The sequence below is a fragment of the Limnospira sp. PMC 289.06 genome, assembly GCF_032350395.1.
Classification (GTDB): domain Bacteria; phylum Cyanobacteriota; class Cyanobacteriia; order Cyanobacteriales; family Microcoleaceae; genus Limnospira; species Limnospira platensis.
On record NZ_JARPLC010000014.1, the window covers coordinates 4,002 to 30,629 of the forward strand.

The 26,628-nt window shown below is 45.7% G+C and carries 25 protein-coding genes and 1 pseudogene; 13 read left to right on the forward strand and 13 right to left on the reverse strand.

Features of this window, described 5'->3' with window-relative positions; genetic code table 11:
- Positions 1-226: 226 nt before the first annotated feature.
- On the reverse strand, positions 227-484 hold the full coding sequence (locus P5674_RS05115) for a 2TM domain-containing protein (RefSeq protein WP_006615721.1): 258 nt from the start codon (positions 482-484) through the stop codon (positions 227-229).
- A 147-nt stretch (positions 485-631) separates the two neighbouring features.
- Entirely contained in the window at positions 632-1,519 is an 888-nt protein-coding gene (locus P5674_RS05120) for a YihY/virulence factor BrkB family protein (protein ID WP_006616458.1), read from the reverse strand.
- 98 nt (positions 1,520-1,617) lie between these two features.
- Here P5674_RS05120 and P5674_RS05125 point away from each other — a divergent pair, with 98 nt between their 5' ends.
- Positions 1,618-2,766, forward strand: a complete 1,149-nt coding sequence (locus P5674_RS05125) for a HetZ-related protein 2 (protein WP_014274864.1) — start codon at positions 1,618-1,620, stop codon at positions 2,764-2,766.
- Here P5674_RS05125 and P5674_RS05130 read toward each other — a convergent pair.
- On the reverse strand, positions 2,763-3,794 hold the full coding sequence (locus tag P5674_RS05130) for a DUF2891 domain-containing protein (protein WP_014274865.1): 1,032 nt from the start codon (positions 3,792-3,794) through the stop codon (positions 2,763-2,765). The two genes, P5674_RS05125 and P5674_RS05130, sit on opposite strands and share 4 nt — an antisense overlap.
- A gap of 39 nt (positions 3,795-3,833) precedes the next feature.
- On the reverse strand, positions 3,834-4,445 hold the full coding sequence (locus P5674_RS05135) for a hypothetical protein (RefSeq protein WP_062945657.1): 612 nt from the start codon (positions 4,443-4,445) through the stop codon (positions 3,834-3,836).
- A gap of 289 nt (positions 4,446-4,734) precedes the next feature.
- Between P5674_RS05135 and P5674_RS05140 the strand changes: the two genes are divergently transcribed.
- The 3 genes from P5674_RS05140 (at position 4,735) to P5674_RS05150 (ending at position 7,639) form a co-directional block, all read left to right on the forward strand.
- Complete coding sequence (locus P5674_RS05140) at positions 4,735-5,874, forward strand: metal ABC transporter solute-binding protein, Zn/Mn family (RefSeq protein WP_014274867.1); 1,140 nt, start codon at positions 4,735-4,737, stop codon at positions 5,872-5,874.
- Between the two features lie 96 nt (positions 5,875-5,970).
- Entirely contained in the window at positions 5,971-6,738 is a 768-nt protein-coding gene (locus P5674_RS05145) for a metal ABC transporter ATP-binding protein (protein ID WP_373869266.1), read from the forward strand.
- Between the two features lie 61 nt (positions 6,739-6,799).
- Entirely contained in the window at positions 6,800-7,639 is an 840-nt protein-coding gene (locus P5674_RS05150) for a metal ABC transporter permease (protein WP_062945658.1), read from the forward strand.
- Positions 7,640-7,668: 29 nt separating this feature from the next.
- Here the strand turns inward: P5674_RS05150 and P5674_RS05155 are convergent, their stop codons facing one another.
- From P5674_RS05155 to P5674_RS05170, 4 genes are all read right to left on the reverse strand, one after another.
- Entirely contained in the window at positions 7,669-9,093 is a 1,425-nt protein-coding gene (locus tag P5674_RS05155) for a dihydrolipoyl dehydrogenase family protein (RefSeq protein ID WP_014274869.1), read from the reverse strand.
- A 118-nt stretch (positions 9,094-9,211) separates the two neighbouring features.
- On the reverse strand, positions 9,212-9,682 hold the full coding sequence (locus P5674_RS05160; RefSeq protein WP_006617099.1) for an ABA4-like family protein: 471 nt from the start codon (positions 9,680-9,682) through the stop codon (positions 9,212-9,214).
- Positions 9,683-9,779: 97 nt separating this feature from the next.
- The gene (locus P5674_RS05165; protein ID WP_014274870.1) at positions 9,780-11,069 is read right to left on the reverse strand and encodes a bifunctional cobalt-precorrin-7 (C(5))-methyltransferase/cobalt-precorrin-6B (C(15))-methyltransferase; all 1,290 of its coding nucleotides are present in this window, start codon (positions 11,067-11,069) and stop codon (positions 9,780-9,782) included.
- A 189-nt stretch (positions 11,070-11,258) separates the two neighbouring features.
- Positions 11,259-12,041, reverse strand: coding sequence for a DUF1868 domain-containing protein (locus P5674_RS05170; protein WP_006617101.1), 783 nt, complete (start codon positions 12,039-12,041; stop codon positions 11,259-11,261).
- Positions 12,042-12,075: 34 nt separating this feature from the next.
- Here P5674_RS05170 and holA point away from each other — a divergent pair, with 34 nt between their 5' ends.
- From holA to P5674_RS05190, 4 genes are all read left to right on the forward strand, one after another.
- Complete coding sequence (gene holA, locus P5674_RS05175; RefSeq protein ID WP_014274871.1) at positions 12,076-13,059, forward strand: DNA polymerase III subunit delta; 984 nt, start codon at positions 12,076-12,078, stop codon at positions 13,057-13,059.
- Positions 13,060-13,248: 189 nt separating this feature from the next.
- A complete protein-coding gene (locus tag P5674_RS05180) occupies positions 13,249-14,301 on the forward strand; it encodes a hypothetical protein (protein ID WP_014274872.1) in 1,053 nt (350 codons plus the stop codon).
- A 21-nt stretch (positions 14,302-14,322) separates the two neighbouring features.
- A complete protein-coding gene (locus P5674_RS05185; RefSeq protein WP_172973460.1) occupies positions 14,323-14,820 on the forward strand; it encodes a J domain-containing protein in 498 nt (165 codons plus the stop codon).
- Between the two features lie 36 nt (positions 14,821-14,856).
- Positions 14,857-15,129: a DUF3143 domain-containing protein gene (locus P5674_RS05190; RefSeq protein ID WP_006618423.1), complete on the forward strand. Its 273-nt coding sequence runs from the start codon at positions 14,857-14,859 to the stop codon at positions 15,127-15,129.
- 1 nt (position 15,130) lies between these two features.
- Here P5674_RS05190 and P5674_RS05195 read toward each other — a convergent pair whose 3' ends face one another.
- The 3 genes from P5674_RS05195 to lysA all read right to left on the reverse strand — a co-directional run bounded on the left by P5674_RS05195 (position 15,131) and on the right by lysA (position 18,362).
- The gene (locus tag P5674_RS05195) at positions 15,131-15,892 is read right to left on the reverse strand and encodes an isoprenyl transferase (protein WP_014274873.1); all 762 of its coding nucleotides are present in this window, start codon (positions 15,890-15,892) and stop codon (positions 15,131-15,133) included.
- Positions 15,889-16,806, reverse strand: coding sequence for a diadenylate cyclase CdaA (gene cdaA, locus P5674_RS05200; RefSeq protein ID WP_315669843.1), 918 nt, complete (start codon positions 16,804-16,806; stop codon positions 15,889-15,891). The genes P5674_RS05195 and cdaA overlap by 4 nt, the downstream gene beginning before the upstream one ends.
- A gap of 164 nt (positions 16,807-16,970) precedes the next feature.
- A complete protein-coding gene (lysA, locus tag P5674_RS05205; protein WP_006618426.1) occupies positions 16,971-18,362 on the reverse strand; it encodes a diaminopimelate decarboxylase in 1,392 nt (463 codons plus the stop codon).
- A 112-nt stretch (positions 18,363-18,474) separates the two neighbouring features.
- On the opposite strand from lysA, the gene rimI reads away from it, so the two are divergent.
- The 4 genes and pseudogenes from rimI to P5674_RS05225 form a co-directional block, all read left to right on the forward strand.
- Entirely contained in the window at positions 18,475-18,996 is a 522-nt protein-coding gene (gene rimI / locus P5674_RS05210) for a ribosomal protein S18-alanine N-acetyltransferase (protein WP_014274874.1), read from the forward strand.
- Positions 18,997-19,286: 290 nt separating this feature from the next.
- Complete coding sequence (locus P5674_RS05215) at positions 19,287-21,758, forward strand: ATP-dependent Clp protease ATP-binding subunit (protein ID WP_006618428.1); 2,472 nt, start codon at positions 19,287-19,289, stop codon at positions 21,756-21,758.
- A gap of 117 nt (positions 21,759-21,875) precedes the next feature.
- On the forward strand, positions 21,876-22,169 hold the full coding sequence (locus tag P5674_RS05220) for a DUF2103 domain-containing protein (RefSeq protein WP_006618429.1): 294 nt from the start codon (positions 21,876-21,878) through the stop codon (positions 22,167-22,169).
- A 334-nt stretch (positions 22,170-22,503) separates the two neighbouring features.
- Positions 22,504-22,906 (forward strand): annotated as a pseudogene (locus P5674_RS05225) (RNA-guided endonuclease InsQ/TnpB family protein); the annotation flags it as partial.
- Positions 22,907-23,015: 109 nt separating this feature from the next.
- Here P5674_RS05225 and P5674_RS05230 read toward each other — a convergent pair.
- Positions 23,016-23,291, reverse strand: coding sequence for a MoaD/ThiS family protein (locus tag P5674_RS05230; protein WP_014274878.1), 276 nt, complete (start codon positions 23,289-23,291; stop codon positions 23,016-23,018).
- 89 nt (positions 23,292-23,380) lie between these two features.
- Positions 23,381-24,691: a threonine synthase gene (thrC, locus tag P5674_RS05235; RefSeq protein WP_043468138.1), complete on the reverse strand. Its 1,311-nt coding sequence runs from the start codon at positions 24,689-24,691 to the stop codon at positions 23,381-23,383.
- Positions 24,692-24,938: 247 nt separating this feature from the next.
- Here thrC and P5674_RS05240 point away from each other — a divergent pair, with 247 nt between their 5' ends.
- Positions 24,939-26,411, forward strand: coding sequence for a leucyl aminopeptidase (locus P5674_RS05240; RefSeq protein WP_315669844.1), 1,473 nt, complete (start codon positions 24,939-24,941; stop codon positions 26,409-26,411).
- Positions 26,412-26,628 lie beyond the last annotated feature (217 nt).

The following is a 26,628-nucleotide window of genomic DNA, read 5'->3' on the forward strand; positions in this document are numbered from 1 at the left end:
CTACTCTCCCAACCTGCTCTGTTGGGTTTCGCTGCGCTTCTCCCAACCTACTCTCCCAACCTGCTCTGTTGGGTTTCGCTGCGCTTCTCCCAACCTACTCTCTACTCTCCCAACCTACTTGGGTGTTGGGTTTCGCTGCGCTTCACCCAACCTACTCTCCCAAACTGCTCTGTTGGGTTTCGCTGCGCTTCTCCCAACCTACTCTCCCAACCTACTTGCTACTCTGTTAGTTTTTGGTGGCGCTGGTGGAGGTGTAGTTAGCAATGGCAAAAATATAGATCATGTGCGCTAATAATATTGACAGCCAACCACCTGTTACCCAAACAGCCCAAGACCATGAGGCTTGGGATAGGTTGTTGAAAAACCACAGTCCTGAGTTGCAGGCGGCGAAAATAGCTACATGGACGGCGAAATTCATGCGATCGTCTAGGCGACGGTAGTCGGGATCTTGGCGATCGGGTTCACGGGGCCAACGGGGAGGCATGGAGTTTACATCCTTAGCATTTGCATTTACCTATTGTAGAGGAAAATGGCTGTTTTGACATTTAATCATGGTACGCTCCCCCCCCCTCTGACTCTGGGAGAGGTCTGGGGAAAGGGGAAGAGGCGGTTTAATGGTTTTTGGGGACTGCTAGGGGCGGTAATTTTTGGTGATAACGGCGTTAGAACTGGGGCGAATTTGGTTCCCATATCTCCTTGACCATATTTTAGTAAGTTCTGCCCCTAATAGAAAGATTTGACAGGAATAGAATATCCACAACAGAAGGACGACGAAGGAACTGGCGGCACCGTAAGCGGAAGCCACAGTAGCGCGTCCTAAATAAAAGCTAATGAAGGTGCGACCGATAATAAATAAAATCGCGGTAATACCTGAACCTACGGCTACGTCTGACCAGGCAATTTTGACATCTGGTAAAATCCGATAAATTTGACCAAATAAGATGGTAATTAAAATAAAAGAAACGCCGTTATCAATGAGCGATCGCACAAATCCAGGCATTGATATAACCTCATCTAACCAATCACTCATCCCAGATAAAAATGAGCTAATTGCCAGGGAACTTAACAGCAATAAGCCGACAATTAAAACCATGATGATGGATAAAATTCGACTGCGGATAAATTCCCATATTCCTTGCCCGGGTCTGACTTCAACGTGCCAAATGATGTTGAGGGATTCTTTTAATTGAGCAAATATTGTGGTAGCGGCAAATAGGAGAGTCACCACACCAATGATGGTGGTGATTATGCTAGAACTAGGCTGAAATTGAGATTGGATAGCATTAGCAATAACTGAGGCTCCTTGTTCACCCATCAAAGTTTCTAGTTGGTCAATAACTTCTTTTTGGGCTACGGCTTCCCCGACAATGGAACCAGCTACAGCAATGACAATCATTAACAAAGGGGCTAGGGAAAATACCATATAATAGGCTAGGGCGGCAGCGAGAATAGGAACTTTGTCTTTTTGCCATTCGGTGATGGTTTCTTTAAACAGACTTTTGGCAGTAGCTAGATTCACGGCTAATATCCTATTATATGAATAAACAGAAACTACAATCCTATAGCATTAATTATCTGTCAATGGTAGCATAGGTGTTTGGTTGGCTTTGGTGAAAGTTGTTGAGATACTGTCAAACTTTGGAAAAGCATTGGCTTTCCCGCTTACAGAATGATTATCCTCAAGCTAGTCCTGATACTTGGTCAAGTGTCGTGGTTTGGCTGTTGGGAGAAAATCCCGATCGCTGGGATACTTTGGAACCCGATCGCCGTCAAGCCTTGGAAGCTGGGTTAAATTTTCGTTATCGGATTCTGAAAGAACGTTATTGGGGGGTTTCCTCAAATCAAGCCTATCGGAATTTGATGCAACGTCTGGGGGGTTTGGTTATCCTGCGCCAGAAAATTCAAACCTGGGTGGCTACGAGTCGCGATCGCCAACGTCAGGTGGTGGATGTCCTACAAGAGGTGATCCAAAATATGTTGGATCGCGATCACTATCTTAAACAGCAAATTCAGTGGATCGCTCAATGTACCGATGATCCGCGACTGCGTAATAGTTTGTTATTGACCACAGTTGAGGAATATTGTCTGCGTCCCATTCGCAATCAACCCCTACTGGTCTATCGGTTTGTTAACTATCTTTATCGGTCCCAACGAGGGGGACTGACTCAGGTCCCGACAGGAGAGTGGGTTAAACAGATCTCTGAGGAAATTGTGTTGGGAGATAAGGATGAACCGATCAGCCTATTGGATGATTCGGCGATCGCTCAATATCAGGAATCTCAGTATTTGGAGGAACAAAAAGCCCAGCGGGTATTCATCCAAAAACAGTTTCAAGCCTATCTGCAGGAAAATGTCGATCCGATCGCCGCCCAATGGCTAGAATTATACCTGCGCGGCTACAGTCAAGAGGCGATCGCCCAAAAGTTGCAGCTACCCATCAAACAGGTATATCGAATGCGGGAAAAGGTCGGTTATCATGCGACGCGCAACTTTGCTGTGAAAATCGCCCCAGAATTGGTTATGGACTGGCTGGGAATTTCCCTGGTTAACCATCGCCTCGGTCTGACTCCCTCTCAGTGGGAAAAGTTCTATCAGGATTTGACCCCCACTCAACGTCGGCTTATTGATCTCCTCAAAGCTAACAATTCTATTGATGCGATCGCCAAAACCCTCAATACCAAGGTTTCCCGGGTACACAGTGAATGGTCAAAAATTTACCTCGCCTCCCAGGTTATTCGCAATAATGACAACCCGCCATCAGCCTAAGTGTATCCTAATCCCCTTTGGGTTAATAAATAAACCGCAAAACTCCCCAACCAATGACTTCCGGCGTAATCACACAGAGAAACGGGTTCTAACCCTACTCGACGATGTACCGCCGCCACGGCTTGTAAACTGCTAATGCGTGGATCATCAGGGGGAAGTCCCGCGATAATTCCCTCTAACATCCAAGCGCGACTTAGGTTGAGACCATCAAAATGGGATTGTTGATAGTCGGTGGGGTTGCTGGGAATTACTGGAGATAACCAGTCTATTTCAGGGGTTTCTGGGATGTTTGGGAGAAATTCCCCCAGCCAATTAGCGAAGTTTTCGGCATCTAAAAAACGCCTCATTAAATCGGCTTCGGCTAAGGTCGGAGAGAGGAAATCACAGCCTAGGGGCTCTATATGTAAGGGATAGTTGCGATCGCCATGATAAAACATCTTAGCTCGTTCTTTGACTAAACCAGCCAGATCTTGATTATCGGTAGCTTTCGCCCAATCCCAAATTAAACCCATAGCAAAGGCGGTTTGAATATGGGTCCCACTGCGGTTAGGACAGGCTAAATCTAACAGCCATTGTCGCAGGTTATTAACTGCTACTTCTTCTAAGGGTTGCAGTATTTCCCCCCACTGTTTTCCTTGGCTATCATTCCAGCCCCGCAATTCGGCGGTTAATTGTAATAACCACCCTAAACCATAGGGACACTCAAACTCTGGTCTATCTTTCAGATAATCGGCTTCTTGGGCGATCGCTTCTGGGGTCAAGTTTTGGCTGACTTTTTCCCTGGCTTCTTCGCTCAATTCCACTTCCGGAAAACACCGCATCACCCGCACTAACAGCCAATGATTGTGAACCGCAGAATGCCAGTCTAAACAACCATAAAAGGCTGGGTTGAGTTGACGATGAGGTACTAAATCATTTTCCTCAGATAAACCATAGAAATGCACATGGGGATATTCCCTATGTATACATCCTAAAGCACATCTAACAAAAGGCAAGACTACTGTGGGATTTACCTGGTCAGTTTTCACAAATATTTATCGGGTTTTAGCAGTGAACATTCCGGGGTTTTAACCAGTGGGGATATATTCCCTACACCAGATAGTTAAATTGGGGTGTCCTCTGGCTAAGGCGAATAAGCGATCGCCCCTCAATCTACACCTTATATAATCCCGTAACTTAGCCGTTTTGTTGACATTCAACACCTGCCAAATTCCGGCTTTTTTTCTTATCCATAAACCCGCAAAAACAGCCGCATTTTTTACAGAAATATAATCGGATTTTCGGCTGACTTTTAGCCGTCTATTGCCGGTGGGACAGGTTGAATATTGATTAATAATAATTGTCTCAGTGGCTGCTAGGTCGCGTTCCTGTTGTAGAGTTAATTGATAGGTAGTGTTTCCATAGAGTGCCGCTATTTCTAGGACATAAACACCTGCGGGTAAATTAAAGGCGATCGCCGACCCCTCATTAGGCTGCACTAATTGGCGACTTACTAGGCGACCCCTAGCCGTTTTTAGTCGCAACTCCACCCCAGCACTAAAGCCTTCCACAGAACAGTTTAACCATCCCTTAACCGGATGATTAAAGGTGTAGATGTCTATGGCATCTCTCCCCATAAACCCTACATAAACGCCATGATTAGCTAAATTTCCAAGTGCAAAAGTGATGGCAGCAGCCATAATTACAGCCCCAAGTTTTTCGTCAAACTTCCTATGGAATTATACCACAGTTTACACATTATATAGCATTCCACAGCAAATTAATTATTTTTCTCCAGCTACAGCAGGTTAATCGTCCCCCAGACCCTAGGCTGAGATTTTTAATCATTTTTCAACTATTGTCGCGCTAACTTGGTGCTAAAATTCTCTACAATGATAATCATTCTCACCCACGGAGTCCCACACCCAAATCAAAAGCCATTATTCCCGTGGAGTGAAAAGCATGATCAGCAGTTAGTAGGAGGTTTTGATGATTTCCGGATCTCGATTATTTGGACGTTTAACAGTATTGGTCGCTTCCACAGTCGCCCTAGGTTTAGGGGGTTGTGGCCCTACAGCTACCACTAGCGAGACAGAAACACCAGAGACTCAAGCTACAACTGTAGCCACAGAAGCACAGTTACAGGTGGTGACCACATTCACACCCATGACACAGTTTACCAGGGCTGTGGTAGGCGATCGCGCCACAGTAGTGCAACTAATGCCGACTAATGTCGGACCCCATGATTTTCAGGCGAGACCAGGAGATATACAGGCGATCGTCAACGCTGATGTCTTGGTGAAAAACGGCCTCGAAATGGAGTTTTTCCTAGATAGTTTGATTGAGAATGCCCGCAATGATAACCTAGTAATTATTGACTCTAGTAAAGGCATCCCTACCGTTGCTAATGAAGATCATGATCACGGTCACGGTCACGGTCACGGTCACGGTCACGGTCACGGACATGATCACGGTCACGGTCACGGACATGATCACGGTCACGGACATGATCATCACCATCATCACCATCATGGAGAATTTAACCCCCATATTTGGCTAGACCCTAAACGCGCAATTCAACAAGTCCAAAATATTCGAGATGGCTTAATAGCCGCTGACCCAGAAGGGGCCGAAAAATACACAGCCAATGCGGCTGCATTTATCGAAAAACTGCAACAACTTGATGCTGAGATTACCCAAAAACTAGCACCTTTTTCTGGACAAACTTTTGTAGTATTCCATGATTTTGCCCCCTACTTTGCCGAAAGCTACAACCTTCAAGTTGAATCTTTTGTGGGTATCCCCGAACAAAATCCATCCCCCCAAGATGTGCAAAGAGTTATGAATACCGTTGCCGAATCAGGACTACAAACTATCCTCACTGAACCCCAAGTAGATCAGGATATGTTTTCTACGATCGCCCGAGATATGGGAATTAGTGTCGGTGTATTTAACCCTATGGAAACCGGAGGACCTGAATCCATTGAACCCGAATATTACCTGCGTGTTATGCGGGAAAATGCTCAAAATTTATTAGATGCTTTCGGCGGACAAACACAGTCATGGCTACCTTTATCAACCCCTAAATCTGTCGCAGTTATCCCCCAACCTGTCGGCTTACGCTTCTAGGTTATTCCCTCTGATATTTCCGGGGTATTTACCCTGGAAAATCATCATTAAATTGCACCCTCTTAAAGGAGAATAAAATTGAAAAATCCCGTGTTAATGGTGGATAGATTAACAGTTTATCATGATACCTATTTGGCTGTTGACAATGTTTCTTTTAACTTAGAAGAAGGAACCGATATGGCGATTATTGGACCTAATGGGGCTGGGAAAAGTACATTAATTCAGTCAATTTTAGGTATTTTACCGCGCCAAAATGGTGATGTATTTATCCTAGGACAGTCTTTGAGTCGCTCAGGATATTTGCCTAATTATGTCCGCCAAGAAATTGCCTATTTACCCCAAAATTTTATGTTCGATCGCCGCATTCCTATTACCGTTGAGGAATTAGTCGGTTTGGGATGGGATAAATTAGGTCTAAAACTGCCTTGGGTGGGTTCCAGAAGCCGTTATCAGGCTATTAGACAAGCCTTAATTAAGGTGGATGCTTGGAAGCTGCGCCATAACTTGATTGGCGGTCTTTCTGGTGGTGAAATGAAGCGAGTTTTATTAGCTTATTGTGTGGTGCGCCCCCGCCGATTGTTAATACTTGATGAGGCTTTAGCCGGCTTAGATTTTCAGGGAGAGTTGGATTTTTACCAATTATTATATCAACTCAAAAAAGAAGAAGGTTGGGCAATTTTGCAGATTTCCCACGACCTCGATCAGGTGAGAAAACACTGCGATCGTGTACTCTGTTTAAATCGCATGGTCTTATCAGAAGGAACCCCAGAAACTATCCTCTCCCCCGAAAATATATCCGTCGCTTATAGTTCTCAATTACGATTAATCAGTAATAACAATACGCCCTATAAAATTACTGGTTAACCACCCACAATTCATGGCTTTATTAATGTTCTAAATAGACCAAATAGAAGGAGATTAACCCTTGACAATTCCAGCCGAATTAACTCGTATTATTCAACTTTTTCAACTGCCTTTTATGCAGCGAGCCCTCATGGGTGGCATTCTCACCGGGTTGATGGGGGGAATGTTAGGCAGTTTCACCATTTTAAGGCAGCTTTCATTTTTCAGTGATGCTCTCGGACATTCGGCATTATTAGGCATTAGTATTAGCCTATTATTAAGGCTTGATCCGTCTTGGGCTATACTACCTTTTGCCGTAGTATTTGCCCTTGGTGTCACCTATTTTATGGAACGTACCCAACTCTGGACTGATGCTTTATTAAATATAATTTACTCTTCATCTCTGGCTATTGGCATTATTATCCTGAGTTTTAGAGACAATTACCGAGGGGGAATTAATAATATTTTATTTGGCGATATTTTGGGGATTCGGGAATCGGATTTAATCTTGTCTGGTTTGTTACTATTAATCTGCATTGCATTTATTACCCTCACTGTGCGATCGCAGATGTTACTAACCTTAAACGAACCTTTAGCGATTGCGCGCGGCGTGGCTGTCACACCCCATCGCACTTTCTTTATAGTCTTATTATCCCTACTGGTCGGAATATCCATAAAGGCGATCGGTGTATTACTAATTAGTGCTTTTGTGGTAATTCCCGCCTGTGCCGCTAGGTTACTAACCCGCAATTTTATCAGTTACATAATAGTATCATCCGCTTTAGGTGGATTTAGTGCGGTTTTAGGCATGATATTATCAGCATTATTAAATTTGCCATCCGGTCCCAGTATTGTCACCATGCAATTAGCCATTTTTCTGCTGGCTATTCTGATTCCCAATCTGAAACTTTTAGCATCCTAATATCTGCCATAGATACCATTAAAGGTCTGTTAATGTAGCGATCGCCGCCAGTTAAAAAACTTATTTAATAAACTTTGCTGCCATTTACTTTCGGCAAATTTCCATTTTTTCAATAATAAAGCCGCCTTACTATTCACCTCCGAAAGAGTCGGGTAAACGTGAATACCTGTTAACGCCGAAACCTTCAAATTGTTAGCCATTGCCAAAACCACCTCATGGATTAATTCCCCCGCCACAGGTCCGACAATATGAGCCCCAAGAATCTCCCCATTTCCGCGAACAATAATCTTCCCAAACCCCGCAGTTTCTCCCTCGGCTTGGGCGCGATCCACATCAGAAAACTGTTGTTTAAGAATATAAACATCATCCCCATAATGACCCCTCGCCTGTGCTTCTGTCAACCCCACCCGCGCCAATTCTGGGTCAGTAAATGTCGCCCAAGGAATTACCCGATAATTGACCTTACTTACTGGGAAAAATAGGGCATTAGTCAACACCACGATCGCTTCATAACCCGCCACATGGGTAAACTGATAACCCCCAATGACATCCCCACAGGCATAAATTCGAGAATTGGTAGTTTGCAGCTTTTCATTTACCTTAATTCCCCCTTTATCTACCAGTACCCCCGCCGCCTCTAAATTCAGGGATTCCACATTAGGCGATCGCCCTGAAGATACCAAAATCTCATCAACAATAACCGTATTATCCCCCGATTTAATCAGTTTTTTATCCTGTGCAATTTCCACAGCTTCCGCGCGGGATTTCGGCAAAATTCGGATACCTTCCGCCTCAAATTGCTGTTCAACTACCCTAGCTGCTTCCGGGTCTTCTTTCGGTAAAATATGATCGCGACTGGAAATAATTGTCACCTCCGAACCCAACCGAGAAAACGCCTGTCCTAACTCACAACCAATAGGACCCGCCCCAATGATAGCAAGAGATTTAGGGCATTTTTCCAAGGAAAATACCTGCTCATTAGTGAGAAAACCAGCCTCTGTTAAACCTGGTATATTGGGAATAGCCGCACGGGAACCCGTAGCAATCACAAACGCCCTAGCTTTTAACTGTTTCCCATTGACTGCAAAGGTTTGATAATCAATAAATTGACCATCCCCAAAAATCACCTCAACTCCTAATCCCTCAAAACGTTCTGGGGAGTCATGGGGTTCTATATTTTTAATGACTTGTTGAACATGAGCGATCGCTTCCGCAAAATTAATCGTTGGTGAGGTTGTATGTACACCAAATCTAGCCGCATTTTTGACTTGATAAGCCATGCGAGAAGCATGGATGAAAGACTTGCTAGGAACACAACCAAACCAGAGACAATCACCCCCTAAGCGATCGCGTTCCACTAGGGCCACTTTAGCCTTTAATTGGGCGGCGGCACTAGCCACAACCAAACCCCCGGAACCCCCACCAATTACGATAATATCATAATCCACAGCCATAATTTTTTACCTAATTCAATCACATCAATTTGCTACCCTCAGAATATGATAAACTCATCAATCTGAAGGTAGCCTGAACCTTAACCGAGTAATAACTAAAAATTACCCCAACTTCTGATTAACTCACAGATGGATCTGTGGTAGTTTCTGACCCGCCACCCGCGAAAAATTGGCGAGTTACAGCAGCAGTAATAATGTGGGAAAGTAAACCCATGGGACCCGCAAATAAACATAAAATCAGAGAATGAATTGTCCAAACTCCGGTTTTTTGTCCTTCCCAATATATCCAACGTCCCACAAACAGATCTAAGATTAAAAAGTGAACCCACCCTGCGGCTGCGATCGTTTCATCTCCGAAAAACTTAGCGATATCTGCTAATTGGGGGTTAGATAAAGCCGCCGCACTTTCGGGGTTTATGCTACCCGCAAACAGATACAGATATGTTAACGCCAACAGGATAAAGGGAATATATGATTCCATCACTTTTCGGGTAACTCCCCAATTGGGAAGAAACACCATTAGACTCCAAAAAGGAAGTACAAATATGTTGGCGACATTAAAAATTTGGTCAACTGGTAAATTCAACATGGCTGACTTGTGAACAGTATTAAGTAACTATAACAAATTTTGGGGAGTTTGTTAATCATCAGGCTGTCTATAATGTGCCTAGATTAATTCCGGTGAGTTAATTAAATAAACTCTGATGCTCAATAGTTAAAATTGTGACGGGATTTACCGGCGCAAATTTGGTCAAATTACCGATGGAAAATGAACGGGAAATCTGCACTTGTAAAAGATGATAATTCCAGCTTTTTTCAGATTGGATCTTGTATTTGACCCACTCTAAGGCTAAATTTAGATGTTCTAAAGTTCTCAGGACTACCACTATCCTACCTCCCGGAGAAAGTCGAATGCTACAGGTTCCTAAAATCTCCGGTAAATTGTTGTCACTATTTCCCATAAAAATGCGATCGGGGGTTCTTAAATGATGCAATATGGCGGGGACTTCCCCATTGATTGATATGACATTTTTTATCTGAAATCGGCGACAATTCTGCTCTATTAAAGACGTTCCAGATGCCGTTTTTTCGATGGCGTAAATTGTGGAGTTGGGAAATAATCTCGCCATTTCTACTGACACTGAACCCGGACTGGCTTGCATATCCCAAATGACTTGATTTGGCTGTAACCCTAGTTCGCCTAATGCTAATATACGCAGTTCCCGTGGGGTGCTTAATTCGGGTTCGTTGGTATTACCAAAAAATAGGTTATCTGGGATTCCTAAGCTGGGAATATTCGCTAAATTGACCTCATTTATAACCTCTGGTAAATCGGGTAATAATATAACCAGGTTTAAGGGTGAAAATTGATAGTTATTTATCCGGTCTACCGGATAGGGTTGTACTCGCTCATTTTCGCCCCCTAAATTTTCGGCAACCCAGAATTGATAAACTCTGGGTAAATCTAGGGATAAGATTAATTGGGCGATCGCTTGAGGGGGATAATCTACACTTGTGAAAATGCCTATCTTTGTCACCCCGTCTTTTAAAGCCTGAGTTAAACTATCTACTGACTGATTATTAAGGGTAATTAATCTCGCATCTTCCCAAGGAATTTGCAGGCGATTAAAAGCCAACTGCATTGAACTAATATGGGGATGAAAAATTAACTGATCTGGCGGAAATTGAGCTGCTAATACTCCCCCGATATCAAATAATAACGGGTCGCCAGATACTAAAAATATCACTTCTGGGTTGGTCTGATAATTTCTTTCCCAATTGGTTAGCCATTGTTTGAGTTCCGACAGGGTTTCCACCAGGTCATTTAGCAGCAATTTCGGAATAGTCTCATGGCTAAAATAACCCAAATTACGAGAGTTACCGACTAACAGATTACCCCGTTTAACTACCTGGCGCACAGACTCCGACAGTCCCGCCAATCCATCTAAGCCAATGCCAATAATATTTATTGTCAATTATCTATTTTCGGTAAAATTTGCCAGTTCCCAGTTGAGGAATTGTTAACTGTTTAGGAATAAGGTTTATGGGTAGATAACCCACTAAATAGGGTTCTCTTAAATGGGATAATTGGTTAGTGCGTCATTAGCCAATTTTGCTCTAATTGAGATTCAAAAAGTAACTGGATATGACGCACTCCGAAAATCTTAAAAAATAAACCTTGGCCAGTGAGGTTCTCGTTGATAAGCCATCATGTCTTCAAACTTCCTAAAATCGGCTTTTTTGATGAAGATTTCTTGGGAATTATCCAGCCATTGATGGTTAAATTCAAAAAGTTGTTGACTCAAAGTTTCTCGGTCTAAATCATTAGGGATAGAGCCAAAATAACCCAAAGTTACATGAGCCACCAAGTGATATTGCTGCTCAATTCCCAAAGCCATTAAATTAGGGTTCTGATAAATAGACCTGCGGAATTGAATCAACAAATTATAAGCCTCCTCATCCCTAGGAACCAGACAAACAACGATCGCTCTAGTCATTACCATCAAACCCAAAACCTGCCAAGCAAAAGGCTTGGAGATTTTCTGAGATTCAAAAATGGTAAAAGATTCGGCGATCGCCTCTTGAACTTTACTTTCAAAATCTGGTATTTCCCGAGAAGCCTCTCGATATAAATCATCCCAAATCAAATCAGCCAAAGTAAAATGAAGGCTATCTGGGGGAATCTTCACAAAAAAATCAGGGTCTAAAATTTGTGCCAGTTGCTGTTGACAATCCGTCAAATTTTGATAAAAATCGGCATTATCAACATCTTCCCCCGCCGGAGGTGTAATCACACTGTAACCAGGAAAAGGAACCGGCTTCCTCTGACCTTGAGCATCAAGGGTAAACTTAGGGGATTCCTGAATGTGTTCCAGTTGTGATAGATAAGCCGGCCCTAAAGTCATCCTGGCCACACGATTGACATAGGTTTGATAGTTATCGTCCAACTCTGTTTTCCTCGTTATTAAAAGACAATTTGTTATGCCAATTTACCTGTACTGGGGGGACGACGACTTCTCCCTGAGCAAAGCAGTAGACACCTTGCGGGAATCTGTCGTTGATCCCAATTGGTCTAGTTTCAATTTTGACAAAATTCTGCCCGATACACCAGATTCGGTCATTTCTGGACTAAATCAAGCTATGACTCCACCATTCGGCTTGGGACATCGTTTGGTATGGCTAGTTAATACACCCCTGACTCAGCATTGTTCTCCAGAAATTCTACAGGAGTTAGACCGAACCTTACCCGCTATTCCCGAAACCACCACCTTATTATTTAGCAGCCCCAATAAACCCGATGGCCGCCTCAAATCCACCAAACTCCTACAAAAATATGCCCAAGTTAAGGATTTTTCGGCAATACCACCCTGGAAAACTGACCAATTGGAACAGCGGGTCCGAGAAGTAGCCCAACAACTGGGAGTCAAACTTAAACCAGAATCAGTGGAATTTTTAGCCGAAGCGGTCGGAAATGATACCCGCCAACTCTATGGCGAAATGGAAAAACTCAAACTATATGCTGATACCATAGACCGTCCCCTAGACATCAAAACTATTACTCCCCTAATCCACAGCAATACTCAGAATAGTCTAAAACTGGCGATCGCCATTAGAGAAGGCAAAACTAGCCAAGCCCTAGGGTTAATTGCCGATTTAATCGCCCACAATGAACCCGCCCTCAAAATCCTAGCTACCCTAGTCGGACAATTCCGCACCTGGCTATGGGTCAAATTGATGATCGAAACCGGAACCAGAGATGATCAAGAAATCGCCCGCCTAGCCGAAGTCGGGAACCCCAAGCGCATATACTTCCTTAAAAAAGAAGTGCAACCCCTTTCCTTACAGCAACTTCAACAAACCTTACCCAAATTGCTGCAATTGGAAATTAGCCTTAAACGTGGCGCAGATGAACAGTCAACACTACAAACACAGATAATCGAACTTTGTCGCTTATTTCACCGTTAGTGTATGATACATTATCATGGAGTGGCACAGTTCGCCGTTTCAGTCTGGGTCTGGTATCTTTACACCCGGGTAATATCCGGTGTAAGGGCAGGTTAAAAGCCCCAATCCCGACCCCCCCCCGTTTTTGATCTGTGTCATGTCGCAGGTATCACCGAAAATTTTCCCCCAAGGTTCTCGTGAGGGTTAGCCATGCCAAACCAAAGCCAAATGGAACTAGCCAAGCAGGGCGATCCCCAGGCGATTGCCAATGTGATTAACAATTCCCTAAAAGCTAAAAACATTAATGCCGATGTCTGTGGGGAAGATAACTCCCTACACATCATGCTAGAAGGGGATGCGGTTCCTAACAATCAACAATCATTGGTGAATTTTGTTCGCAATGGGATGACTAAGTTAGATGTCCCCTCTATCTATACTGTCAAAATCTATGGACGACAATTGGGGGATGATCCGGCTTGGGAAGAAGAGATCGTTTTGAAGGAGCCACCGCAAACGGCGATCGACCCGGAAGATGATATGATTCCCCCTGATGTGGTTGATATCGAGGACGATTTCAGCGAACAAGATACCCTCCTCGATCAGGATGATCATATTGATGATTATGTTGTCGATGATGATGACATCGACCCTGACGACATCGACCCTGACCAAGAAATTGACGATGATGACGAGTATCGCTACATTCCAGAAGAAGATGATGATCCTGATGAGGATGATGAGGACAAAACCCAAGAAGTACAACCTTCTCAGCCGAAAAGTAATAAAGTCCTGTTACTGATTCCGATTATATTATTGGTGGCGATCGCTGCTTTGGCAGGATTGCATTTTGCTGGTATCTTCCCTCTACCCTTCCTCCCCGGTGGTAGTTCAGAAATCACCGCCGACCCAACCGAACCAGCCGAACCAGCCGAACCAGCCGACCCAGCCGACCCAGAAACTCCCCAAGCGGCCGACCCAGCCGACCCAGAAACTCCCCAAACGGCCGAACCCGCAGCTACCCCCACGGTGGCGACTGACCCTTGGCGTGAAGGCATTAATGCGGCCATGAATGCGGCGACCCTAGGCCAGAGCGCCCAATCTCAAGCTGAATGGAATGCGGTAGCCAGTGAGTGGCAAAAAGCCAGTGAACTCATGAGCCAGGTTCCACAGGACAGCGAAAACTATCAGGCTGCTCAAGAGAGGGTTAGCCAGTATGCTGAGAATCAGCGGATAGCCGAACAACGTGCAGCAACTGCGCCCTAGGGAAGATAGGAGGGTATACCCGTGACTAATAAACAAGCCAGATCACAGAGATATCATCGCAGCGGCCCCAAACCATGGCCGGGCAGTATCCAACCGACTCATTATACCCTGTTGGGCTTGCATCCCTCGGCATCGTCTATGGAAATTCGGCGGGCTTACCGAGAACTGAGTAAACGCTATCATCCAGATACAACAGATTTATCAGAAGATGATGCTAAAGCTAAATTCCAAAAGTTGAATGAAGCATATAGCATTCTGAGTAATCCCGATCGCCGTCAAATGTATGATCAAACCATTAGTACAAACAGGGTGATCACTCCCCCCACGGAGATTAATTATCGGAACCATTCGAGACCCCCAAAATCGAGGCATTCCAGCGCCACAGAAGCGATCGCCGCTGAAAATCGGCCTTTATCCCCCGGAGAACTATTTGCTCTGTTAATGATGGCAGTCAGTTTGATAAGCTGTTTAGGATTAGCAATAGCGATCGCCCTGTTTCGTTCAGATATAACCCTTTAAGCGAGCCCCTAGAAAAATTTTCAACAGCAATCAATTATGACCTTACCAAGTCCCAATACCCCCCTATATAACCATCCCCTACCAGAAATAGAAGACTGGTTACGCTCCCTGGGCGGTGAACAAGACCTCCAGGAACTCCATTGTTGGCAAGTAGAAAAGCCCACCTGGAAAGCCGACCTATGGTTGGATATTGACCAAATAACAGTACGTTACATTGGCGCAGGTACAGACGGCCAAGATATTCAACGCTCCTTTAAATACTCCCTCAGTCGTCAAGATATCGAACAAGCGGTTTTTTCCGGTCCCTAATTCAATCACGAGTACCCACCTTACCAAATCGACGCTCTCGCTGCTGATAAGAACACAGGGCCAGGTGAAACTCATGGCTGTTAAAATCCGGCCAGAGAGTGTCAGTCACATAAATCTCAGCATAGGCAATTTGCCAGAGCAAAAAATTACTAATCCGTAATTCCCCACTGGTGCGAATCAATAAATCCGGGTCACAAGTTCCGGCTGTATACAAATACTTTTCAAATAAAGCCCCATCAATGGCTTCCGGTTCGAGAGTACCCTGTTTAACCTGATTGGCGATCGCCTGACAAGCCCTAACAATCTCCTCCCGTCCCCCGTAATTAGTAGCCACAGTAAACAAAATCCCCTCATTATTGCGGGTAGTCTCCATTGACTTCTCAATGCACTCCCTCAGAGAAGCAGGAAGCCGATGCAAATTACCCACAAACCTAATCCTAACCTCCTCCTCCATCATCTCCTCAAGTTCCCGCATGAGAACCCGCTCAAACAAAGCCATCAAAAAATCTACTTCTTCTAGGGGTCGCCCCCAATTTTCGGTGGAAAACGCATAAACCGTTAAAGCATTAATTCCCCAATCACGACAGTAACGGAGTAAATTCTTGAGAGCATCAATCCCTCGCCGATGCCCCATAGTGCGTGGTAGTCCCCGACGTTTCGCCCAGCGACCATTACCATCCATGATCACCGCGACATGGTTTGGGAGGCGATTTCGGTCAAGGTCAGCAGGTAACTCATGTATAACCCTTGGCTTTCGATTCATTTTTTCTCCCGAGAAGCTGACGAACGAAAACGGAACACCTTGGAAATGAACGACAACCTCTTTAATCCTATCCGCCGTTTAAGGGTATCTATGGAAATAGGAGGCTTAGTTTTATCATCCCCCGCTATAAAAGACCGAGCTTCTAATAACTCCTTGAGTTTACTACTGGTTAGGGGTCGGTTCAGTACACCCTTATCAGCCAGAGAAATTGACCCAGTTTCCTCGGAAACCACAATACACACACACTTAGCAACCCTTTCTGTAATGCCCATAGCTGCTCGATGGCGGGTTCCCAACTGTCGCGAGGCTATCCGTTCAGATAGGGGTAAAATCACCCCGGCAGCAGCCACCCTAGAGGCTCTAATCAACACCGCACCATCATGGAGTAGGGTTTTAGGTTGAAAAATCGTCTGTAGCAGTTCCCTCGATACTTCCGCATTTAAACGCACACCCGGAACCGAAAAATCACGCTCATCAATGGGACTGCCTGTTTCAATGACAATTAAGGCCCCAGTACGGTTCTGGGAAAGTTCTTTCACCGCCTCGACAATTTGATCAATCACTCCGTCCGGTTCAGGGATAGCTTTTCGGCTGGCAGCAAAAAGCTGTAGCACCTCCCCGCGCCCTAATTTTTCCAGAAATTGTCTAAACTCTGACTGCAAAATCACAGCCATAGCCACTGCAGAACCAGTTACCAAACTATTCAGGGCAATATAAAGCAGTCTCAGATTAGCCCAATTACTGATGGCTGTTGCCAACATTAACACAATGAAACCTCGAACCATCCACAAGGTTCGACGCTCTCCAATAATCACAAGGACGATATAGGCGACGGCAAAAACCAGTCCAATATCGATGCTGTTAACCAACCAGGACTCAAGCCAGGCAGGGTCTTGACTTTGACCCGAACTCATTGAACGCGATATGAGGTTAAAACTATTGACATCTTCCCGAACTCCTAACTTATCGATAATTAATCAATTATCTATATTGCTGGCAACTCGTTTCCTCATCCTCAAATGGGGAGAGAAGTACAGTGGGGCGATGTCTAACCCCACTATCCTTATTAATTAAGGCATCAAGGGCGATCGCCAAGCCTTTCGGGTAAACGATCCTGACGAATCAGATCTGAATAGGTCTCCCGTTGAATAATGATCGTACTTATTCCCTCATTCACCAGAACCGCTGCCGGACGAGGCAGACGATTATAGTTAGAAGCCATACTATAATTGTAGGCTCCCGTTGCCATTACCACCAAGATATCACCAGTTTGACAATCTCCGGGGAGATGGGCTTGTTGGATTAAGATGTCCCCAGATTCGCAATGTTTGCCAGCTACTGTTATGGTTTCGGTTAATGGTGCGGACATCCGATTAGCAATTACCACTCTGTAGACAGATTGATAAGTAATCGGACGGGGATTATCTGACATTCCCCCATCCACTGCTATATAAGTTCGCATATCTGGAATCTCTTTGCGCGAACCAATCGTGTAAGCAGTGATCGCCGCCGGACCAATAATCGATCGCCCTGGCTCACACAACAGCTTAGGTAAAGGGATCTGGCGTTGTTCACAGGCGGCGACGACCGATGAGGCGATCGCACTCACCCAACTTTCAATACTGGGGGGGTCATCATCTTCTGTATACCGAATCCCTAAACCTCCCCCCACATTAACTTCCGTAATATTTAAACCATACTGACTGCCTTTAGTGACCGCATCCATTAGCACCCCAGCCAAGTCTTGATGGGGTTGCAGTTCAAAAATCTGAGAGCCAATATGAGCGTGAATTCCCTCGCAGCATAGGGATGGATTGCTACTGACAAATTTAAACACCTCATCGAGTTGATTAGGATCAAACCCGAATTTACTATCAAGATGTCCCGTCCGAATATACTCATGGGTGTGGCACTCAATACCCGGCGTAAATCTGATCATCACCCGCACGGGAGATGTTACCGACATTTGATCTGCCAACTCCACCAGGTTGGTCAGGTCTAGCCAGTTGTCAGCCACCACAGTACAGCCAGTGCTAATGGCTAACTCCAGTTCTGATCGCGATTTGTTGTTACCATGTAGGTAAATCTTATCGGGACTCACCCCTGCCATGTTCGCCGTGTATAGTTCCCCACCGGAAACCACATCAGTCCCCAAACCTTCCGAGGCAACTATTGCACAAACCGCTAAACAATTCCATGCCTTAGAAGCATAAAGAATCAGCGATTCTCCCGGGTAGTATTTTTCCCAAGCCTCCCGATATTGACGGCAAGCAGTACGGACCGTCACTTCGTCTAATATATACAGAGGGGAACCAAACTGACTGACCATTTCCGCCACATCACAACCGCCAATTTCTAGGTGATCTTGGTGGTTGACCGTAGCCGTGAGGGGTAACAGTTGTTGGTTAGGCGATATCGAGGTTGTGCCTTTTTCCGAGTTGAGTAGGTACTGAAGTCCAGAATTTTCCACAGTTTTAGTATCAATAGTTAGTTTATTTATCGGCGCGTCTATCTGCGATCGTACCAAATTTCTGTCACCATTGTTAATCTTAATCTATCTATTAGCTTTCACCCCAGCCTCTGTGACCATCCTACAACTCAAACTTCTCACCCCCGACTTATTACCCGCAGTAGTAGAACTCGATCGCCTCTGCTTAGGTGGATTATGGAATCAATCTGGATATCAAAGGGAATTAAATAGCGCCAATAGCGATCTGGTCATCTGGACACATCCAACCTACGGACAACCCTTGTCCGGTTTACAGACAATTTCCGTAGAAGTCCCCCAAACGCCACCCCCACCCGTCATAGGCATCGGTTGTCTCTGGGCTATTGTAGACGAAGCCCATATCACTTTACTAGCCATTCATCCCGATTATCGGCGCTTAGGTCTAGGGTCAAATTTACTGCGGGCTTTACTGCAACTCGCCCAACAGCGAGGATTATCCCATGCGACCTTAGAAGTTAAGGCTTCCAATGATATCGCCCTATCTCTATATCAAAAATTCGGCTTCCAAATCGCGGGAAGGCGCAACAAATACTATGCCGACACCGGAGAAGATGCCCTAATACTTTGGCTTTCTGGTCTCCCAAGTCTTATTTGAGATTGTGCTAGAATCCGGGATCAGAGACAGACAACCACGATACAGAATCACTGATTCGATTTCGGGTACCTTGTCCCTATTCGGCAGATTCTGTAGCCATTGGGGACTACTCAATAGCCAAAGATGAGCCGATCGCCAACCCAAATACCTGATCCCCTAGATACAATTAAAAATGAGTCAATCCCATAAGTGAAACTTGTTGAGCAACTTTCAGCATAGTTTTACCCGATCATTGAAAATATCACGCTAAAATTAGCATACGAGCCAGCAGCAGGTGATAAAAACTAGCCATGTTTGAACGCTTCACAGAAAAAGCCATTAAGGTGATCATGTTAGCCCAGGAGGAAGCACGCCGCCTGGGACATAACTTCGTAGGAACAGAACAGATCCTCCTGGGTCTGATTGGCGAAGGGACTGGCGTAGCAGCCAAAGTCCTGAAATCGATGGGGGTCAACCTCAAAGATGCTCGGATCGAGGTCGAAAAAATCATCGGCCGCGGCTCCGGGTTTGTCGCCGTTGAAATTCCTTTCACTCCGCGCGCCAAAAGGGTTTTAGAACTCTCCTTAGAAGAGGCTCGTCAACTCGGACATAATTATATCGGGACAGAACATTTGCTTCTGGGTCTGATCCGAGAAGGAGAAGGAGTAGCCGCTCGTGTCCTGGAAAATTTGGGGGTTGACCTGTCGAAGGTTCGCACCCAGGTAATTCGGATGTTGGGTGAAACCGCCGAAGTCGCCGCCGGGGGCAGTAGTGGTCGCACTAAGACCCCAACCCTCGATGAGTTTGGCTCGAATTTGACCCAAATGGCCTCCGAGGGCAAACTTGACCCGGTAGTGGGACGACAAAAGGAAATTGAGCGGGTGATCCAAATTTTGGGTCGTCGTACTAAAAATAATCCGGTGCTAATTGGAGAACCCGGTGTCGGTAAAACCGCGATCGCCGAAGGTCTCGCCCAGCGCATTGCTCAAAATGACATTCCCGATATCCTGGAAGATAAACGAGTTGTTACCCTCGATATCGGCCTCTTGGTGGCTGGTACTAAGTATCGGGGTGAGTTTGAGGAAAGACTCAAAAAGATTATGGATGAAATCCGCTCTTGCGGTAATGTCATCCTGGTAATTGATGAGGTTCACACCCTCATTGGTGCAGGTGCTGCGGAAGGGGCTATCGATGCAGCTAATATCCTCAAGCCAGCTTTGGCGCGGGGTGAGTTGCAGTGTATCGGTGCTACTACCCTCGATGAGTACCGCAAGCATATTGAACGGGATGCCGCCCTGGAACGTCGGTTCCAACCCGTGATGGTGGGTGAGCCTTCGGTACCCGAAACCATTGAGATTCTCTATGGACTGCGGGAACGCTATGAGCAGCACCACAAGCTGAAAATCATTGATGAAGCTATCGAAGCGGCAGCGAAATTGTCCGATCGCTATATTAGCGATCGCTATCTCCCCGATAAGGCGATCGATTTGATTGATGAAGCCGGATCGCGGGTGCGCCTGATTAACTCCCAGCTTCCCCCAGCCGCCAAGGAACTCGACAAGGAATTGCGACAAGTCCTCAAAGAGAAAGATGACGCGGTGCGCTCCCAGGACTTTGACCGAGCCGGAGAATTGCGCGATCGCGAAATGGAAATTAAGTCCCAAATTCGGGCGATCGCTCAAAACAAAAAATCCGAAACTCGCACCGACGAGGACGATTCCCCCATGGTAACAGAAGAGGATATCGCCCAAATCGTCGCCAGTTGGACCGGGATTCCCGTTAACAAACTCACCGAGTCCGAGTCCGAGAAACTCCTGCACATGGAAGACACCCTCCACCAGCGTCTTATTGGTCAGGAAGAGGCTGTCAAAGCCGTTTCTCGCGCTATCCGTCGCGCCCGTGTCGGACTCAAGAACCCCAACCGACCCATCGCTAGTTTCATCTTCTCTGGACCAACAGGGGTAGGTAAAACCGAGTTGACTAAATCCCTCGCCGCCTACTTCTTCGGCTCAGAAGAAGCCATGATCCGCCTGGATATGTCGGAATTTATGGAGCGGCACACCGTTTCTAAACTCATCGGTTCCCCTCCCGGCTATGTGGGTTACAACGAAGGTGGACAACTCACCGAAGCGGTGCGCCGTCGTCCTTATACCGTGGTGCTGTTCGACGAAATCGAAAAAGCTCACCCCGATGTCTTCAATATGTTATTGCAGATTTTGGAAGATGGGCGCTTGACCGATGCTAAAGGTCGCACCGTTGACTTTAAAAACACCCTGATCATCATGACTTCCAACATTGGATCTAAGGTGATCGAAAAAGGTGGCGGCGGTCTTGGGTTCGAGTTTGAAGAAAATCAAGCTGATGCTCAATATAACCGCATTCGCAACCTGGTTAATGAAGAACTCAAGCAATACTTCCGTCCGGAGTTCCTCAACCGTCTGGATGAGATTATCGTCTTCCGTCAACTCAATAAAGATGAGGTCAAGGAAATCGCGGTAATTATGCTTAACGAGGTGTTCGGTCGCCTGACGGAAAAAGGCATTCGCCTGGAAATTACCGATCGCTTTAAAGAAAGACTGGTAGAAGAAGGTTATAACCCCAGCTACGGTGCGCGTCCCCTGCGTCGCGCCATTATGCGTTTGCTGGAAGATAGCCTCGCTGAGGAAATCCTCTCTGGTCGTGTCAAAGAAGGCGATACGGCGATCGTTGATGTCAATGAAGACGGTCAAGTTCAAGTCTTACAAGGCGAGAAACGGGAACTGCTTCCCCAAGCCGCTGACTAATTGCTAGGCGTAGGTTTTTAAGCCTATTGTTATTGCATCGATAATATATGTAGGGATAATTGGTGAATTGTCCCTACTTTTTTTTTAGAATGATGTAGTAGCGTTTTCACAAAAATCATGAATAATAAAAACTCAGGGCGGTTGGTTTGGAACCACTCTACCCACCTTCAGGGCTTGATCCCTGTTTTAGATAGATTAACCAAGTATCAGGGAATCCATACGATTACCCCAGGAGTAATCACTAGGGCTAAGGCTCATTGTCCGCACATGAAGTTAAGAGTATCTGTTCCTATTCGTGGCGGCTTTAAGGTGTTGGCTAGGGCGGGAAAAACCGTTCAGGAAGTCTTTTTTGTGACTAGCCTCTCCCAAAGCGAATTAGAAGGGGCGATCGCTAATGCTTTAAGAAAATGAGTTAATATCCTAAATTTTTATCAAAAATCATGGGTCTAAAACCCCGCCCTTCTAGGGCGGCTTTCACTTAGCCAAGCATTTTGTGCTATCGTAAACACCATAACAGTCTGTTCGAGCCATGCTTGTTCTCGAGTTCAAAGTTAAAGGGAAGTCCCACCAATACGCAGCGATTGACGAAGCGTGACGAACCGCACAATTCGTTCGTAACAAAGCACTACGCTATTGGATGGACAACCGAGGTGTTAACAAATACGACCTTAACAAATACTGTCGAGTCCTCGCTCGAGAGTATGACTGGGCTCGAGAACTCAACAGCACGGCTCGTCAAGCTTCGATGGTGGCCTACGAAGATTTGAGGATTAAGAATATTGTGAGAAACCACTGTCTTGCCAAGTCCATTCACGATGCTCTTTGGTATCAGTTCAGGAAATGGTTGGAGTATTTTGGGGTAAAATTTGGCAAGATTACCGTAGCGGTAAACCCTGCTTATACCTCTCAAAAATGCTCGAGCTGCGGCACGGTTGTCAAGAAAAGTCTCTCGACTCGAACCCATGTTTGTCAGTGTGGGTGTGAGTTAGACCGAGACTATAACGCAGCCATCAACATTCTGAAGGCTGCCTTGAGTACCGTAGGGCATACGGAAACTTAACGCTTCTGGAGATTTGACCGCTACTTTGGTTGGTGCAAACCTGTCAGAGCAAGTCGAGTCGTTGAAGGAAGAATCCCCACGCCTTTAGGCTGGGGAGTGTCAATGGTAAGGGTTCCTATCCCAAAAGGAGTTACGGAACCCGTTACACCAGTTACACCAGGTAACAGTTTCAGAAACCCGGTTTCTCAGTCCTCCCTCTAGCCTCCAGCTACAGCCGGAACAATACTGACTTCATCACCATCAGCTAAGGCGGTATTCGTACCATCTAGGAAGCGAATATCCTCACTGTTGACGTAGAAATTCAAAAAGCGCCTCGGTTTTCCTTCATCATCACAGAGACTTTTCTTGATACCTGGACAATTAGCTTCCAGGGAATCAATTAATTCCATAATGTTCGTCCCCTCACACTCAAGGGTAGCTTGGTTGTCAGTGAACTTTTGCAGGGGAGTGGGAATTAAAACTTTAACAGCCATTGTTGATTAATTGAATAGAAAATTGCCGTCAAAAGGAGAAGGCTTGCACCTTCCCCAAGATTTCAGATCTTACCGGATTTTGGCTAATCTTAAACCAAAACCTGTTGCCATTCTAGGCGATCGAGAGTCCGTGCGCGTTCGATCGCCACTTCAAAGCTATCTAGTTTCGGGTCAATGGTCAGAGGTTCGCCAACGTAGCCCTGAACCGCCTCCTGAGTTTTTAACCCATTTCCAGTAATGTAAACAACAGTAGTTTCATCCGGGTCAATTTTACCCGCTTCCACCAGTTTTTTCAAAACTGCAATGGTAGTTCCGCCAGCGGTCTCGGTAAAGATACCTTCAGTTTCCGCCAGTAATTTGATACCCTCGATAATTTCAGCATCATTAACTGACTCCACATGACCGCCAGACTTTTTGGCTAATTCTACTGCATACACTCCATCAGCCGGGTTACCAATAGCGATAGATTTAGCGATCGTATTAGGTTTAACGGGGGTAATAAAGTCGCGATCTTCTTTGAAAGCATGGGCTACAGGAGAGCAACCTTCCGCTTGTGCGCCACTAAAACGCACGGGTTTATCTTCCACTAAACCCACCTTAACAAACTCTTGGAAACCTTTATGAATCTTGGTGTATAAGGAACCAGAAGCGATCGGCGCTACTACATGATCTGGCAGTCGCCAACCCAACTGTTCTGCCACTTCAAAGCCCAGAGTTTTAGAACCTTCGGAATAATAGGGACGCAGGTTGATATTAACAAAACCCCAGCCGTAGGTATTAGCTACTTCTGAACAGAGGCGATTAACTTGGTCATAATTGCCTCTAACTGCCATCAGAATCGGATTATAAATTAATGTTCCTAACACCTTCCCCGCTTCTAAATCGGAGGGAATAAATACACAACAATCTAATCCAGCCTTAGCAGCGATCGCCGCCGTAGAATTCGCTAAATTTCCCGTACTCGCACAGGAAACCGTCGAAAAACCTAACTCTCTAGCGCGGCTGAGAGCCACAGATACCACCCTATCCTTAAAGCTAAGGGTAGGCATATTAACAGCATCATTTTTAATATAAAGATTTTTAAGACCTAGGCGGCGGGCTAACCGTTCCGACTTAACCAAGGGAGTCATCCCAGTTCCCACATCAATAACATTATCTGTAGCTACAGGTAAAAAGTGACGATAACGCCAGATAGAATTTGGGCCAGCTTCAATAGTTTCGCGAGTTACCAGCTTACGCAGGTTGTCATAGTTATAGTGAACTTCCAGGGGACCAAAACACACCTCGCAAACGTGCTTGGCTTCCAGAGCATATTCCGCACCGCACTCTTTACATTTGAGTTTATCAAAAGTAGCTCCGGTGGTGGGGGTGGTGGTGTGGTTATGGGTGGCCTGGGTCATGACACTTACCTCTGCTTTTTTCTGCTGTTCTAACTGTTGGATGAAGACTATCACAGTTGTCAAATTCTCGTCAACCATACCCGACTGTTTTAGTCGGAATTAACAAAAATCCCTGTAAATCATGGTTTTTTGCCCATACTGTCCGGGGAGAAGGGTCAGAAAAATTTGGGGGAAATAATTTCCGCCCTCACGATAGGATTAAGGAAGATTGCCCAAGTCGTACTTTAAAGGCATTGAGATATAAGACATGGAATTTAGAGCCACAGATACTAACCTCCTAGACTGGAGTGGAGATGTATTAGCTATAGGTCTGTTTAAAGGACAAGTCGAACTGACTGGGGATTTAGCAGAACTTAATCAAAAACTGGGTGGGACCCTACAAGAACTTATCGAAGAATCAGACTTTCAGGGAAAAGCTGATAGTAGTGCTTCTGGTCGTGTGGGTGGCAATAGTCCCATTCGTAAGGTGGTTTTAGTGGGGTTGGGGTCTGCTGAGGACTACACCCTAGAAGCTATCCGACGTGGGGCGGCTGCGTCGGGACAGGCGGCGAAAGCACTCAAAGGTAAAACCCTGGCTATCAGTTTCCCGGTGGGGAATGCCTCGGAGACGGTGGGGGCTATTGTAGAAGGATTAGAGTTAGTTCTGTATCAGGATAATCGCTTTAAGTCGGAAACTAAGGACAAAGAAATTCAAGTCGAGTCTGTAGAACTACTAGGGTTTCCGGGTACAGAAGCAGCGATTGCTCTGGCTCAACAGATCTGTTCTGGGGTATTCTTGGCGCGGGAGTTGGTGGCGGCTCCGGCTAATGAAGTTAACCCCATAACTATGGCAGAATTGGCTCAATCTCTGGCTGCTGAGTATGGGTTGCAACTGGAAATTTTGGAACGGGAAGATTGCGAAAAGTTGGGGATGGGAGCATTTTTAGGGGTGGCTCAAGCCTCGGATTTGCCTCCTAAGTTTATCCATCTCACCTATAAACCCCAGGGAACACCTACCCGGAAACTAGCTATTGTGGGTAAGGGTTTGACTTTTGATTCGGGTGGTTTGAACCTGAAACCCACGGGTAGCGGCATCGAAATGATGAAAATGGATATGGCTGGGGCGGCGGCGACTTTTGGGGCGGCTAAGGCGATCGCCACCTTAAAACCCACAGTTGAGGTACATTTTATCAGTGCGGTAACTGAAAACATGATTAGCGGCCGTGCTATGCGCCCTGGAGACTTCCTACGCGCTTCTAATGGCAAAACTATTGAAGTCAATAATACGGACGCTGAAGGGCGTTTAACTTTGGCTGATGCTTTGGTTTTTGCTGACCGCCTAGGGGTTGATGCTATTGTGGATTTAGCAACTCTTACCGGAGCGTGTATCGTGGCTTTGGGAGATGATATAGCTGGGTTATGGAGTTCTGATGATCAACTGGTGCAACAGTTACAATCTGCTTCCGAAAAAGCGGGGGAGAAATTCTGGCGGATGCCAATTGAGGAAAAATACTTTGAGGGACTCAAGGCGATTCATGCTGACATGAAAAATACCGGACCCCGCGCTGGGGGGTCGATTACCGCTACTCTGTTCCTGAAACAGTTTGTTAAGGATACCCCTTGGGCTCATTTGGATATTGCTGGCCCGGTGTGGACAGATAAAGATAAGGGATATAATAAAACTGGCGCGACCGGATTTCCTGTGCGAACCCTTGTCAATTGGGTTCTGGCTAATTCCTAATTAGGATGCCAATTCCCCTGGGAGTTCGGAGGCGATCGCCTGGGGGATTGCTCCCATTTTTTCCCTTTTCTGGTTATGGCAATCAATACTGCATTTCCCCGCTTACCGCCAACCCCTTGGTTGGTGACTAGATGCCTCCCATTCGGGTATCTTCTCGAATGCAGTTGTATTAACTTTCGCCTATTATCACCTAATTTATAGACATCTCAATATTGGG